The organism is Stenotrophomonas sp. YJH_SMC_53, from assembly GCF_059369995.1.
On the sequence record NZ_JCAFTF010000019.1, the window covers coordinates 25,605 to 39,647 of the forward strand.

Below are 14,043 nucleotides of genomic sequence, written 5' to 3' on the forward strand. Positions count from 1 at the left end.
CTGCTGCTCGTGCAGACGGTGAGAACCGGCCTGAACACGGGCTTGGCAAGTCATGCGGCACAATCGGACCGCATACCTCCTGCCGCCAGGATGGACCGGATGAGTGGACCAAGCTTCAGCAGCGACGCGCCCTACGAAACCCATGTGGTGTTGAACCAGCCGCCACCGTTCGCGGGGCGCCAGTTGTGGACTGACGACGTGGCGCTGATGGAAGCCGTGCAACGCGAAGGCGCTGGCAGCTTCGCGCCACGCCTGGCGGTCTATGGCGCGCTGGCCGGCGACGAGCTGTACCGGCTCGGCTTCGATGCCAACCGCGATCGCCCACGCCTGCGCACGCATGATGCGCAGGGTCATCGCATCGATACGGTGGAGTTCCACCCGGCCTATCACCAGTTGATGGAGACGGCGAAATCGCACGGTGTCGCCGGCTTGTCCTGGCATGAACCGCAACCCGGCGCGCATGTCGCGCGTGCGGTGTTGAGCTACCTGCACCACCAGGCCGAGGCCGGCACCAGTTGCCCGTTGACGATGACCCATGCAGCAGTAGCGGTGCTGCACGCGCAGCCGCATCTGGCCGAGTGGGCACGCAAGGCCGCAGCGCCGGTCTATGACGCGCGCGACGTGCCGGTGGCTGACAAGGCCGGCATCACCCTGGGCATGGGCATGACCGAGAAGCAGGGCGGCTCGGATGTGCGCTCCAACAGTACGCGCGCCGAACCGATCGATGGTGAGCGCTATCGCCTTGTCGGCCACAAGTGGTTCTTTTCCGCACCGATGTGCGATGGCTTCCTGGTGCTGGCGCAGGCGCCGGGAGGACTGACCTGCCTGCTGATGCCGCGCCGGCTGGCCGACGGTGACCGCAACGCATTCCGGTTGATGCGGTTGAAGGACAAGCTCGGCGACTGGGCCAATGCCTCCAGCGAAGTCGAGTTCTGCGGCGCGCAGGCATGGCGGGTGGGCGAGGAGGGGCGTGGCGTGGCCACCATCATCGGCATGGTGATGATGACCCGCCTGGATTGCATGCTGGGCGCAGCGGCGGAAATGCGCATGGCGTTGGCGCAGGCGTTGCACCACGCACGCCATCGCCGCACCTTCGGCAAGCTGCTGGTCGAGCACCCGTTGATGACCAATGTGCTGGCCGACCTGGCACTGGAATCGGAAGCGGCCACGGTACTTTCGATGCGCATCGCACGCGCGGTGGATCGCGCCGCCGTGGATGCCAACGAAGCTGCGCTGGCACGGGTGGGAACGGCGCTGGGCAAGTACTGGCTGTGCAAGCGCGCGCCGGCCTTCGTCAACGAAGCGCAGGAATGCCTCGGCGGCGCAGGCTATGTGGAGGAATCGATGCTGCCGCGGCTGTACCGGCAGGCACCGTTGAATTCGATCTGGGAAGGCAGTGGCAACATCCAGTGCCTGGACGTACTGCGCGCGCTGGCACGTGAACCGGAGGCACTGGCGGCACTGCGCGCCGAGCTGGCAGCGGTGGCCGATCATGATGCGCGCTACGCGGCGGCGCTGCAGCGTTGGGCAGCGGCGCCGGCACCGGATGAGTCGCAGGCGAGGCTGTTCTGCGAGCGCACTGCGCTGCTGTTGCAGGCAGCGTTGATGTTGCGGGCGGGCAGTCCAATGGCTGAAGCGTTCGTGTGCAGCCGGCTGGAAGGGCAGCATGGGCTGGTGTTCGGGACGCTGCCGGCGGGTGTGGATCTGTCGGCAATGCTGGCGCGCGCGCTGCCGTAGGGCGGCCAACGGCGAAGCCCCTCGTGGTGGCCGCTGATACTGATGGGTGGGCCGCGCGGGTAGGTCGCGCAGGGGGCGCCGTGAATACGGCCTTGTAGGCTCGGGCGCGCCATCCATGGCGCTTACGCCCCTGCGCAACCTACCCGCGCGTCCTTGGACACTTTCCGTACGCGTCCAGCACGGAATCAACAGAAAGAGCAGAGAGCGAAAAGCAGAAAAGCCGCGGCAGTGCCGCGGCTTTTCCTGTAGCGCCGAGACGATGCCCGGCTGCCGGTAGGCCTTAGTGCTTGGCTTCTTCCTTGGCGGCGTTGGCCTTGGCGTCATTGGCGACATCACGGGCCTTGTCAGCAACCTTCTGTGCGGCGTCCGCAGTGGCGTCGCTGGCATGTGCAGCGGCGTCGGTGGCCGCAACCTTGGCCTTGTCTGCGGCGTTTGCGGTGGCGTCTGCGGCCTTGTCCAGTGCCTGCTGGGTATCGGCGGCGGCCTGCTCGGAAGCGGCAGCGGTCTTGTCGGCAGCGTTGCGGGTGGCTTCGGCGGCCCTGTCCACGGCGTCACGGGCGGCAGCGCCGGCGCTGTCGGCGGCCTGCTGCGCGTCCTGCTTGGCCTGTTCGGCTTCCGGACCCTTGCAGGCGGCCAGGGCCAGCAGCAGGGAGGCGGCCAGCAGCGTGGTGGTGATCGGGCGAATCTTCATGGCGGTCTCCGGTACTGCAATGGATGGGGACGCCAGCCTATTCATGCCGTTGTGAAGACGGGGTCGCGATCCGAGGTGCGCGCAGGCAGCAGGCCAAAGAAAAAGCCGCTGGCGAACCAGCGGCTTTTTCAGAACAGCCTGAAGAAAGAAGTTATTACTTCTTGGCTTCTTCAGCAGCGTCCTTGGCCTGCTCAGCGGTAGCTTCGGCAGCCTTGGCAGCGTCCTTGGCTTCGCCAGCAGCAGCGTCGGTCGCCGCAGCAGCGGTGTTGGCAGCAGCGTCGGTCGCAGCGTCAGCAGCGGTGGCGGCGGTGTTGGCAGCCTGCTGGGCAGCGTCGGCGGTCTGGGCGCCGGCAGCGGCGGCCTGGTCGGCAGCAGCCTGGGCTTCGGTGGCGGCTTCGTTGGCCGAAGCAGCGGCGTCCTGGGCAGCTTCCTGCTTCGAGCAGGCGGCCAGGGCCAGAGCCAGGGACATCGCGACCAGCAGCTTGTTGATGCTCATTGTGTAAATCCTCGTCGTTAGAATTAGGCAACGCGCATGCTGCGCGCCGACAACATGATGACAAGCCAAGATTGGGTGTCAAGCGATCCCGCATTCATTTTTGCGAAATCGTCGTTAAATCTTTTTAAATCAATTCGATGGCGATGGCTGTTGCTTCACCACCACCGATGCACAGGGTGGCAATGCCGCGCTTGCCACCGCGCGTGCGCAGGGCGTTGACCAAGGTCACCACCAGGCGTGCACCGGAGGCACCGATGGGATGGCCCAGTGCGCAGGCCCCGCCATTCACGTTGAGCTTGTCGTGCGGAATGCCCAGTTCACGCATCGGTGCCATCGCCACCACGGCGAAGGCCTCATTGATTTCGAACAGGTCGATCTGGTCCAGCGACCATCCGGTCTTGGCCAGCAGTGTGTGGATCGCGCCGATCGGGGCGGTGGTGAACCATTCCGGTTCCTGCGAATGGGTGGCGTGGCCGACGATGCGCGCCAGCGGGGTAATGCCACGTGCGTTGGCGTCTTCCTCGGTCAGCAGGACCACCGCAGCGGCGCCGTCGGAGATGCTGGAGGAGCTGGCGGCGGTGACGCTGCCGTCCTTCTTGAAGGCCGGGCGCAGGGTCGGGATCTTGGCGATGTCGGAGCGGCCGGGTTGCTCATCGGTGGCGACCTCGACCTCACCCTTGCGGGTGGCCACCTTCACCGCGACGATCTCATCGGCGAATGCCCCATTGGCCTGTGCGGCCTGTGCGCGCTTGACCGATTCGATCGCGTAGGCGTCCTGTTCCTCGCGGCTGAACTGGTACTTGTCCACGGCGCATTCGGCGAACTCGCCCATGGCCTTGCCGTCGTAGGCGTTGACTAGGCCGTCGTGGGCCATGTGGTCGATCGCCTGGAAGTTGCCGAAGCGGTTGCCCGTGCGCGAGTTGGGCAGCAGGTGCGGGGCGTTGGACATCGATTCCATGCCACCGGCGACCACGATGCTGGCCGAACCGGCCTTGATCAGGTCATGGCCGAGCATGATGGTCTTCATGCCCGAGCCGCACACCTTGTTGAGGGTGGTGGCACCGGTCGACAGCGGAATGCCGGCGGCGATCGCCGCCTGGCGGGCGGGCGCCTGGCCGAGGTTGGCCGGCAGCACGCAGCCCATGAGGACTTCAGAGACGTCGCTGGCCGGCACGCCCGATTGTTCCAGGGCGGCCGCGATGGCGGCCGCGCCGAGGGTCGGGGTCGGCACGCCGTTGAACTGGCCGAGGAAGGAGCCGATGGCGGTGCGCTTGGCGGCGGCGATGACGATGTTGGACATGGCAATCTCGTTGATGCGTAAGCAATGTTCGGAAAGGAGACCGAGGACGTTGGAAGCGCCGCGATTTCCCGGCAGACTGCGTGGGGGTCGACTCAAGTATAGAGGGTCGGGGAGGGCCGCCGCTGGGCGGCACCGCACGCCTGCCGGGATGTAGGCAGGCCAACGTTCATGGGAAGGAATCGATGGAACGCACGATGATGGTGAGGTCGGCGCTGGCGTCGGCGCTGGCGATGGCATTGACGGCATGTGGTGGCGGCGGAGGCGGCGGCAATGTCCGCATCGATCCCCCCCCGACCACCCCGACGCCCCCGACCACGCCCCCGCCGACCACACCGCCTCCGGCCAAGCCGCAGGAGCCGGCCTTCGACGCGCACCTGTCCGTGACCAATGCGCGTGCCGCACAGGCCGCCGGCCTGACCGGGCAGGGGGTGCGCATCGGCATCGTCGATTCGGGCGTGCAGCGCAACGCAGTGGCGCTGAACGGGCGCGTGGTCGCCAACCTCAATTACATCGACCCCGCCCGCAACAACCTGCAGGTGGACGACGTGGTGGGCCACGGCACGGCGGTGGCCAGCCTGGCCGCGGGTGCTTCGGTGGGGTCCTGGCCGGGCGGCATCGCCCCCGGCGCACAGATCGTTTCGGCGCGGATCATCGCCGACAAGCCGCCCGTCGACGACGGCAGCGGCAAGGGCAATTCCTTCAGCGGCCCACTGGGCGTGGCGCAGGTCCACCAGGACCTGATCAGCTACAACGTGAAGGTGATGAACAATTCGTGGGGCGGCCTGTACTGGACCGACCTGCCGACCACCGCGCAGGTGGCGGCCGAGTACCGGCCGTTCGTCATCAACCATGGCGGCCTGGTGGTGTTCGCGGCCGGCAACGATGCGCGCCCCGAGCCGAGCAGCCTGGCCGCGCTGCCCAGCCAGCTGGGCGTTGCCGGCTCGCTGCCGGCGGCCGATCTGGAGCGCGGCTGGCTGGTGGCCACTGCGGTGGATCCGTATGCACCGGGCACGCTGGCCAGCTACGCCAATGCTTGCGGCCAAGCCGCGCGCTACTGCCTGGCGGCGCCGGGCAGCGCGGTCTATCCCGATGCCAACGGCGGCAGCTATTACTGGAACTACGGCACGTCCTTCGCCGCCCCGCTGATTTCCGGCGCCGCCGCCCTGGTCTGGCAGCGCTACCCGTACTTCGACAACAACCTGGTGCGGCAGACCCTGCTGGGCACCGCCAAGGACATCGGTGCGCCCGGCGTGGATGCGGTGTTCGGCTACGGCCTGCTCGACATCTCGCGGGCGATCAAGGGGCCGGGGCGCTTCGACTGGGGCGATGTGGTGGCCAATGTCGATGCGCCATCGAGTGGCTCGCTGTGGAGCAATGACATCGTCGGCAGCGGTGGCCTGGTCAAGCAGGGCGGGGGAACCCTGGTGCTGGGGGGCAACAACAGCTACAGCGGTGCCACCCGCATCGAGCGCGGCATCCTGTCACTGCAGAACGGCAGCGTGATCCGCTCCAACGTGACGATCCTGGCGCAGGCCGATCCGGATTCAACCGGCCTGCAGTTCAATGGCGGTACGCCGCGCGTGATCGGCAATGTGGTCAACGGCAGCAGCGTGTTCCTGACCACCGGCAACACCACCGGCACCATCGAGGGCAACTACACCCAGCAGGCCGGCGCGCAGCTGATGATCGCGCTCGGTGCCAATGCGCTGCAGGTCACCGGCAACGCCACGATCAACGGGGGCGTGCGCGTGCACGGCTTCGTCTCCGGCTATGTGCCGCAGAACGGCAGCCGCCAGGACCTGATCCACGCCGCCGCCGGCCTCAGCGGCACCTTCAGCAGCCCGGCCACCTCCAGCGGCCTGCAGGGCCTGTCGCTGCTGCAGAGCAGCTATGGCTATGACAGCAACAACGCTTGGTTGAACCTGACCCAGGTCAGCGTCACGGCGGCCGCGACCGGGCTCACGGCCTCGGCGCAGTCGGCTGCGCAACGCGTGGACAGTGCGTTCAGCGCACTTGATGGCGATACGACGCTGCAGGGCTCGGCCTTCGGTACGGCCGCCGGTGCGCTGCAGTGGACCGGCGGTGGCAGCAAAGGCCTCGAGGCCAGTTTGCAGAGCCTGTCCGGACAGGCGCATGCGCGGGCCGAGTCGGCCACCTTCGACAGCATCGACATGTCACGCCGCGCGATCGCCGAGCGCTTTGATCGCGTGCAGGCGGCGCCGCGCCTGCGCGGGGCCTGGCAGAGCGCGCTCGGCGAAGCCGGGCAGGGCAGTTTCGCCGGCAATGCCGCCGACAGCCGCGGTTGGATGGCCGGCCAGGACCTGCCACTGGGCAGCAATGGGCTGATGGGCGTGGCCTTTGGCGAAACCCGCAGCAATGGTGGCAGCAGCGTCGGTGGTGATCGTGGGCGTGATCGCCAGGCGCAGGCGCAGCTGTATGCCGGCTGGAACCTGGGCCGGGGCTATGCGCTGGCGCAGGTCGGCAGCGGCCAGTTCACCCGGGCGCTGGATCGCCAGTTGCTGCTGGGCGCCGGCGCCTACGGTGTCTCTGCACGTTACGGCGGACGTTTCAGCAGTGCCAGTGTCGAAGGCGGCTATCGTTTCGGCCGCGCGGGTGCGTCGTTCACACCCTACGTGGGCGCCAGCAGCACGCGCGTGGATACCGATGCCTTCAACGAACTGGGCGGGTTCGGCTTCGGCCTGCGTGGCGATGCCAACCGCGTACAGCGCAGCCAGATGCTGGCCGGTATCCGCGGCGAACGTGGCTGGGGGCGCTGGACCCTGCGCGGGCATGCCGAATGGCAGCAGCGGCTCGATGGTGCCGATGCGGACTGGCAGGCCAGTTTCGTCGGCGTTGATGCATGGGCGCCACTGGCGGGCTGGAACGCGCCGCGTGGCAGTGCGCTGTTCGGCGTGGCGCTGGAGTCGTGGTGGGGCCGCAACGGCCGCCTGAGCCTGGGCTTCGACCAACGCGTCGGCGGCGAAGGCGCGCGCCAGGCGGCGTTGCGCTACAGCACCGGGTTCTGAACGGGCGGTCGCGCCGGGTCGAAAGGCCCGGCGCGACATCGGCAGGCTCAGCCGCCGCGCAGGTTGCCCAGGCGCGGGGTGCTGCGACCCAGCGGCATCTTCAGCTTGCCGATCGACAGGATACGGCTTTCGGCGATGCGGTCGGCTGCCCGCTGCGGCGCGATGTTCTCGCGTTGCGACAGTTCGAAGATGCGGGTGAGGTTGTGGTAGATGCTGCGGATCAGGCGCATCGCGCGTTCGCGGTTGTAGCCATCGATCTCCAGCGACACGTTCATCACGCCGCCCGCGTTGACCGCGTAGTCAGGTGCATACAGGATGCCGCGCGCATGCAGTTCATCGCCGATTTCCAGGCTCGACAGCTGGTTGTTGGCGGTACCGCAGATGATCTTCGCCTTGATCCGCGGCAGGGTGTCGGCGTTGATCGCGCCTTCCAGCGCGCACGGTGCGAACACATCGGCGTTCACTTCGTGGATCTCGTCTGGCTTGACCGCTTCGGCGCCGAAATCGCTGACCGCGCGATCAACCAGCGCGCTGTCCAGGTCGGTGACATACAGTTTGGCGCCGCGATCGCGCAGCAGCTTGACCAGCTCCATGCCGATGTGGCCCAGGCCCTGCACTGCGATGCTGGTCTTGCCCACTTCCTCATGGCCGAACTTGAAGCGCATCGCCGCCATCAGCGCCTGCAGCGCACCGTAGGCGGTGAACGGGGCCGGATCGCCGGATCCGCCATGGACCTGGTGCACGCCGGTCACGAACTGACTCTCCAGGTAGATGTTCTCCATGTCGTTGACGTCGGTACCGACGTCCTCGGCGGTGATGTAGCGCCCTCCCAGCGAGTCGACATAACGGCCGAAGGCGCGGAACAGTACTTCCGTCTTGTCCACCTTCGGGTCGCCGATGATCACTGCCTTGCCACCACCGACGTTGAGGCCGGCCAGCGCATTCTTGTAGGTCATCGTCCGGCTCAGCCGCAGCACGTCGGCCAGCGCCTCGTCGGTGCTGGCATACGGACGCATGCGCACGCCACCCAGGGCCGGGCCCAGGGTGGTGTTGTGGATGGCGATGATCGCCTGCAGGCCGGCATCGTGGTTGTGGCAGAACACCACTTGTTCGTGGCCGGTGGTGGCGAGGGTTTCGAATAGCATGGCGTCTCCGATGGCGCGATCAGCGGCGAACTGCAGCGAACGGCCAGTGAACGGTAGGGTCCCAAAACAAAAAAAGCGACGTCGTCATGGCTGGGGGACGGGTCGCGCGGCGCCATTCTAGTCCATTCCCCTGGCCGGTGCCGTCGACGTCGCATGCCTTCCGGTTAAAGAAGATGAAAGTGCGGCCGATGCTGCGACGACGGCGGGTGGCCGGATTGGCGTGAAGAGGCGGGCGGTCAGTGACGGCAAGGACATTGCAACGACAGGGCGGGCGGCGATGACAGCGGCCTGGTGGCGATCGCTGCGCGGCTGGCTGGCGCGTTCGACCGGGGCGGCACCGTCGCGGCTGGTTGCTGCGTCCCGCCAGGCGGTGGCCGCCGCGGCGGCGAGCCTGCAGGGCGAGGCGCTGCCCTCGGCCGAGATCGCTGCACATCTGCAACGTGGCCTGCATGCGCTGGCCCTGTACCCGCGTCTGGCCGGTGAATCCACGCCGGTGCAGGCCGCAGGGCTGGGCGAGGCGGTGGCGCGCGCGCTGCAGGACCGCAACTGGGCGGCCAGGCAGCTGCCCCGCCGGCCGCAACTGCTGCCGCAGCTGATCCAGACCGTCAACGACGATGCCGCCTCAGCGCGGGTGATGGCCGCGATCATCGGTCAGGACCCGGTACTGACCGGCAACCTGCTGCGCATCGCCAACAGCCCGGCCTACAAGGTGCATGAGCGCCCGGTCGAAAGCCTGCAGCGGGCGGTGACACTGGTGGGTACCGAAGGCGTGCGGCAGATCATCAGCGCGGTACTGGTGCAGCCGGTGATGCAGGTGCAGTGCGAAGTGTTCCCGCAGTTCAGCACGATCATCTGGGAGCACGCATTGCTGGCCTCGCGCGCGGCTGCAGACCACGCACGCACGGTTACCTTCGGTGATGCTTTCGCCGCGCAGTGGCTGGGCCTGGTGCAGGGACTGGGCGCGTCACTGGTAATGCGCCAGCTGCTGCAGGAAGCGCAGGCCCGCGGCGAGGCCGTGGAGCCGGCGTTGGCCCTGCAGATGTTGCAGCAGTGGTCGTTGCCGTTGGCGCAGCGGGTCGCCGCCGCATGGGAGCTGCCTGAGCCGGTTCACCAGGCCCTGGCGGTGGATGCAGAAGGGGCGCTGGCCGACAGCCTGCGCCTGGCCAGCGCCGCCGCAGCGGCCAGCCTGTTGTGCCGCCATGGGCATGCCAGCCAGAGCCGCATGCTGGCGCTGCTGGAGCAGCTGCCTTCAGCGCCGCCGCATGCATTGCGCTGGATCTGGCGGCGCCTGCATGGGCGCAGCGTGGAAACGCTGGATGATGCCGGACAGGACCAGGCCGGCCCGGCGGCCTGAGTACTACAGCTGCGATTCGACCGGCAGCCAGCTGATGGCCCGCGCGGTCCAGCGCTTGCCCAGGCTCGCGCCGGGTTCGGCCTCCACCCAGTGCGGTGGCGGTTCACGCTCCAGCCAGCGTAGCCCTCGGTCGTCCAGCGCCAGCCACCAGCTGTGCCTGGGGTCCGCCAGGCGCAGGTACTCATCGCGCAGTTGCGCCCCCAGCACCGGGTCGTCGAACAGTACGCCCATTTCGGTGTTGAGGTAGGCCGAGCGAGGGTCGAGGTTGAACGAGCCGACGAAGCCGCGGCGGTCGTCGACCACGAACGCCTTGGTGTGCAGGCTCGCGCCGCTGCTGCCGAACATGCCGGCATCGCCGGACTGTCCGTGCGCCTTCAGTTCGTACAGGTGGACGCCCGCTTCGAGCAACGGCACGCGGTAGCTCATGTAGCCGCCGTGCACGGCGGCGACGTCGTTGGCAGCCAGTGAGTTGGTCACCACGCCGACCTGCACGCCCCGCCCGGCCATGGCCGAAAAGCCATCCAGGCCTTCGTTGCCTGGCACGAAGTAGGGTGAGATCAACAACGCTTTGTGCCGGGCGGCCTGCAGCTCGCTGATCAGGGTCGACACCAGCCAGGCAGCGCGATCATCCCTGCGATGCTTCATCGGCGGGTCCGAGACGATGCGCACTGCACTGCTCCAGTGCAATGGCTCGGGACTCGGGCGCTGCCGCTGGCGCGATTCGGCCACGCGCGCAAGGTAGGGCCGGGCCACGTCCCGCTGCGCCTCATGATCCGATTCGCGCACCAGCAGGCGCAGCTGCGCATCGGTATGAAAGGCAAGCGCGGATACCGGAATGGCGGCCTCGCTGTTCCAGTAGTCGTCGAAGATCCGGTTGGCCTGCTCCACGGCAGGGCCGGCGACCAGCAGGTCCAGATCCTGGAAGTTCACATCGGTGCGCGCGCTGAAGTACTCCTCGCCGATGTTGCGGCCGCCGACGATCGCGACGCGGCCATCGGCGATCCAGCTCTTGTTGTGCATGCGGTGGTTCACGCTGAAGAAGCGTTGCACCATCTCCACCACGCGCAGGATGCCGGTCCGGTTGCGGAACGGGTTGTAGAGGCGGATTTCAATGTTGGGGTGCCGGTCCAGCGCCATCATCAGCGCGTCCTTGTCCTTGGCGTTCATGTCGTCGAGCAGGATGCGCACGCGCACACCGCGTTCGGCGGCGTCATGCAGCGCCTTGGCCATCAGGTGGCCGATCAGGTCGTCGTGCCAGATGTAGTACTGCAGGTCCAGGCTGCGGCCAGCGTGCGCGGTGATCATCGCGCGCGCGGCGAAGGCATCCATGCCATCACTGAGGAACGCTACGCCTGACTGCCCGGGATGCGCGTCCTGCAGCGGCACGATCTGCTGGTCGATGCGGGTCTGCGCCGGCTGCAATGGCAGTACATGCGAGGGCGCGCCCTGTGCCTGTGGCGTGAGATGGTCGGCCAGCAGCAGCCCGGACAGGACCAGCAGCAACAGCGCGGCGAGGACGATTGCAGCGACGCGCAACAGGCGTCGCCCCAGGGGCATGGGCAGGCTCATGCCTCGATGGTAGATCCACGCCTTGCGTGAAGGAATGCCTGCAGGATCGATAGGGCGTCAGCGCCCTTGCCTTCGGCAAGGGATCCGACCCCGCGGGCGTCACGGATGGGGGGCGGACCCGTTTCTGCAGGAAAGGGCCCTGACCCGCAGGCCTCAGAACCGCTCGTCGCTGCCCAGGTAACGCCACTGCGCCGGCGGCAGCGGCCCCAATGCCACCCGGCCGATGCGCAGTCGGCGCACGGCCAGCACCTGCAGCCCGGCGGCGGTCACCGCCACGCGCAGGCCCTTGACGGTCAGCCCCTTGCCGGCAAAGCGCAGGCGCTGCTCGCTTTGCCAGCTGACCTTCGCGCCGCCGGATTCCTGCTGCAGCCGCGCCAGCAGCCACGGTCCTCGCTCGGGGCCGCCTTCGGCCACTTCGATCAGGTATTCCTGTTCGGTGCGGCCCAGATTGCGCTGTAGATGGGCCAGCGTGGCCGGATCCTGGCTGACCACCACCAGGCCGCTGTCGCTGGCCGGAAGTGCAGCGGCCAGCTGCAGGCCGTGGAAATGGCGCTGCAACGGACGGATGTCGCTGGCATCAAGTTCGCTGCGGCTGTCACTGCTGACCAGCGCACACAGGGTCTCAGCAGCAACGCCGGCCGGCTTGTGCAGCAGCATGCTGACCCGCTCGGCCTTTTCATCACTGGCCTGCTCGGCCACGACGATCACCACGCTGTCATCGACCGGGCGCTGTGGCTGTTCCACCACTTCGCCGTCGACCGTTACCCAGCCGCCTTCGATATAGCGCCGCGCTTCGCCGCGGGGGATGCCGAGCAGGGCGGACAGGCGTTTGTCGAGACGGATCGGTTCCATGGCGGGCAGGTCGGGCAGGGGGCGCGCAGTGTAGCTGCTGCGGCCGGTCAGCGCTGGCTGCGGTTGGCCAGCTCGGTCAGGTACAGACGGGTATCGAACTCCAGCTGCAGGTAATCCGGTTCCATGTGCTGGCACAGCTGGTAGAAGGCCTTGTTGTGGTCGGCTTCCTTCAGGTGGGCCAGCTCATGCACCACGATCATGCGCAGGAACGCCGCTGGCGCCTGGCGGAATACCGTAGCGATGCGGATCTCGCGGCTGGCCTTGAGGCGGCTGCCGTGCACGCGGGAAATGGCGGTATGCGTACCCAGCGCGTGCTTGATCACTTCCAGGGTGTTGTCGTAGCAGACCTTGTTGAGCGGCACCGACTTGCGCAGGTAGCGATCTTTCAGCGCCTGGGTGTAGTCGTACAGCTGGCGGTCGCTGCGCACCTCGTGCGGGTCGGGATAGCGCTGCTGCAGCCAGGGGCCGAGCTTGCCCTGCGCCAGCAGTTCGCTGACCTGGGCGACCAGGGGTTCGGGGTAGCCGGTGAGGTACTTCAGGACTGCCATGCAGGGGCGGCGGGGCGTCGGTAGAATGGAAGCATCCAAGATTACACGCGGTACGTACCAACCATGGCAAAGCCCAACGCGCTGCAGGAACAATTGCTCAAGGCCGGTCTGGCCAAGAAGTCGCAGGCCAGCGCCGCCGCGCGGGAGCAGGCCAAGGCCCGCCAGGGCAAGGCCGAATCGGCCTCGGCCGAGGTCCAGCGTGAGGCTGAACGTGCCCGTGCCGAGAAGGTCGAGCGTGACCGCGCGCTGGCCGCCGAGCGCAATGCCCAGGCCAGGCAGGCGGAACAGAAGGCACAGGCGAAGCAGATCATCGCGGCCCATGCAGTACCCCACAAGGGCGATGACGAGTATCGCTTCAGCGATGGCGCGGCGATCCGCACCCTGCTGATCGACCCCAAGCTGCGCAAGGCGCTGTCGGTGGGCGTGCTGGTCATCGTCGCCAATGGCGAGGGTTACGCCCTGCTGCCGCGCGCCGCCGCCGAGAAGGTGCGCGAGCGGACCCCGGAGGCGATCATCGTCGACCACGGCCAGCCGGGCTCGACTGCCGAGATCTCCACCGGCAACGCCGAGGACGACGCCTACTACGCCCAGTTCCAGGTGCCGGACGACCTGATCTGGTAAGCAAAAAGGGGACGGAGGGGATTAAGTCGCGATCGCCCCGATTGGATCCGTTGGCGTTCTGCTCAGCTTGCTGAAGGCGCACCGGGCACGGCTCGGCGCAACACTGGCCTGCTCCTTTGTGGGCGGGTGTATCGTCCCCATATCAGGCGACACACCTGCGGAGGAAGACCATGGCCACCGGTTGGGCGGGAGATGGCGCGGTCCAGGACCAGATCGACGCCACCGTCGACGATGCGATCGCCCGCGCGCGCCGCCAGCTGCGGCAGGGCCCGGGCCTCGAGCACTGTGAGGAATGTGAAGCGCCGATTCCGTTGGCGCGACGTCGTGCTGTGCCGGGAGTTCGCTTGTGCGTGGCCTGCCAGCAGGCGCATGACGAAGAAGAGCAGGCGCATGCCGGTTACAACCGGCGTGGCAGCAAGGACAGCCAGCTGAGGTAAGGGGTGCTCGGCAGGGCTGCGCCCTGCACCTGCTTGGAGCAACGGCAACGGCAAAAGCGTGCTATCCGTGGGATGGCGGGGTGGGTCCGATTGAGGGGGACGCTGCAAGTACGTCCATGTAAGCTCGGTCGCCGCATCCATGCGGCTCACTGATCTGGCCCCCCGTCAGCGGACGCCAAGAAGCGATACTTTGATCGCACCTGGAGGTCCCTTATGTCCCGTATCACCCGTCGTAGCTACACCGATGAGTTCAAGCACCAAGCCGTG

12 protein-coding genes are annotated in these 14,043 nt (G+C 67.5%); 5 read left to right on the forward strand and 7 right to left on the reverse strand.

Annotated features, from left to right (window positions below; all coding sequences use genetic code 11):
* Positions 1–99 precede the first annotated feature (99 nt).
* Positions 100–1,737 carry an acyl-CoA dehydrogenase family protein gene (locus AC5P7X_RS19905; protein WP_206621100.1) on the forward strand — a complete coding sequence of 546 codons (1,638 nt, stop codon included), beginning with the start codon at positions 100–102 and terminating at the stop codon, positions 1,735–1,737.
* A 280-nt stretch (positions 1,738–2,017) separates the two neighbouring features.
* Here AC5P7X_RS19905 and AC5P7X_RS19910 read toward each other — a convergent pair whose 3' ends face one another.
* From AC5P7X_RS19910 to AC5P7X_RS19920, 3 genes are all read right to left on the reverse strand, one after another.
* Entirely contained in the window at positions 2,018–2,428 is a 411-nt protein-coding gene (locus AC5P7X_RS19910) for a hypothetical protein (protein WP_005418205.1), read from the reverse strand.
* Positions 2,429–2,582: 154 nt separating this feature from the next.
* The gene (locus AC5P7X_RS19915; protein ID WP_005418203.1) at positions 2,583–2,924 is read right to left on the reverse strand and encodes a hypothetical protein; all 342 of its coding nucleotides are present in this window, start codon (positions 2,922–2,924) and stop codon (positions 2,583–2,585) included.
* A gap of 124 nt (positions 2,925–3,048) precedes the next feature.
* Complete coding sequence (locus AC5P7X_RS19920; RefSeq protein WP_005418201.1) at positions 3,049–4,224, reverse strand: thiolase family protein; 1,176 nt, start codon at positions 4,222–4,224, stop codon at positions 3,049–3,051.
* Positions 4,225–4,406: 182 nt separating this feature from the next.
* Between AC5P7X_RS19920 and AC5P7X_RS19925 the strand changes: the two genes are divergently transcribed.
* Positions 4,407–7,250: a S8 family serine peptidase gene (locus tag AC5P7X_RS19925; protein ID WP_495215276.1), complete on the forward strand. Its 2,844-nt coding sequence runs from the start codon at positions 4,407–4,409 to the stop codon at positions 7,248–7,250.
* Between the two features lie 47 nt (positions 7,251–7,297).
* Here AC5P7X_RS19925 and AC5P7X_RS19930 read toward each other — a convergent pair whose 3' ends face one another.
* Entirely contained in the window at positions 7,298–8,395 is a 1,098-nt protein-coding gene (locus AC5P7X_RS19930) for a Glu/Leu/Phe/Val dehydrogenase dimerization domain-containing protein (RefSeq protein ID WP_004153019.1), read from the reverse strand.
* 277 nt (positions 8,396–8,672) lie between these two features.
* Between AC5P7X_RS19930 and AC5P7X_RS19935 the strand changes: the two genes are divergently transcribed.
* Positions 8,673–9,749, forward strand: a complete 1,077-nt coding sequence (locus AC5P7X_RS19935) for an HDOD domain-containing protein (RefSeq protein ID WP_329843074.1) — start codon at positions 8,673–8,675, stop codon at positions 9,747–9,749.
* Between the two features lie 3 nt (positions 9,750–9,752).
* Here AC5P7X_RS19935 and AC5P7X_RS19940 read toward each other — a convergent pair whose 3' ends face one another.
* The 3 genes from AC5P7X_RS19940 to AC5P7X_RS19950 all read right to left on the reverse strand — a co-directional run bounded on the left by AC5P7X_RS19940 (position 9,753) and on the right by AC5P7X_RS19950 (position 12,718).
* Positions 9,753–11,306 (reverse strand): phospholipase D family protein, encoded by a 1,554-nt coding sequence (locus AC5P7X_RS19940; RefSeq protein WP_495215277.1) that lies wholly within the window; start codon positions 11,304–11,306, stop codon positions 9,753–9,755.
* Between the two features lie 165 nt (positions 11,307–11,471).
* Entirely contained in the window at positions 11,472–12,170 is a 699-nt protein-coding gene (locus AC5P7X_RS19945) for an RNA pseudouridine synthase (protein ID WP_206620987.1), read from the reverse strand.
* A gap of 47 nt (positions 12,171–12,217) precedes the next feature.
* Positions 12,218–12,718, reverse strand: a complete 501-nt coding sequence (locus tag AC5P7X_RS19950; RefSeq protein ID WP_053499398.1) for a M48 metallopeptidase family protein — start codon at positions 12,716–12,718, stop codon at positions 12,218–12,220.
* Between the two features lie 63 nt (positions 12,719–12,781).
* On the opposite strand from AC5P7X_RS19950, the gene AC5P7X_RS19955 reads away from it, so the two are divergent.
* Entirely contained in the window at positions 12,782–13,339 is a 558-nt protein-coding gene (locus tag AC5P7X_RS19955; protein WP_069139975.1) for a DUF2058 domain-containing protein, read from the forward strand.
* A gap of 170 nt (positions 13,340–13,509) precedes the next feature.
* Positions 13,510–13,776, forward strand: a complete 267-nt coding sequence (locus tag AC5P7X_RS19960; RefSeq protein WP_005418184.1) for a DksA/TraR family C4-type zinc finger protein — start codon at positions 13,510–13,512, stop codon at positions 13,774–13,776.
* Positions 13,777–14,043: the final 267 nt, after the last annotated feature.